The sequence below is a fragment of the Acinetobacter sp. AL9 genome, from assembly GCF_041464035.1.
Classification (GTDB): Bacteria; Pseudomonadota; Gammaproteobacteria; order Pseudomonadales; family Moraxellaceae; genus Acinetobacter; species Acinetobacter towneri.
In genome coordinates, this window is record NZ_JAYFSK010000242.1 from 1 (window position 1) to 261 (window position 261).

Sequence of the window (261 nt, forward strand, 5' to 3'; positions counted from 1 at the left end):
CTGGGCCGTGTCTCAGTCCCAGTGTGGCGGATCATCCTCTCAGACCCGCTACAGATCGTCGCCTTGGTAGGCCTTTACCCCACCAACTAGCTAATCCGACTTAGGCTCATCTATTAGCGCAAGGTCATAAAGAGCCCCTGCTTTCTCCCGTAGGACGTATGCGGTATTAGCATCCCTTTCGGAATGTTGTCCCCCACTAATAGGCAGATTCCTAAGCATTACTCACCCGTCCGCCGCTAGCTAAGTTACCGAAGCAACCTC

General features: G+C 53.6%; 1 rRNA gene. It reads right to left on the reverse strand.

The window, feature by feature from the left end:
• Positions 1-261 (reverse strand): 16S ribosomal RNA (locus ACEO2X_RS14520); the annotation flags it as partial.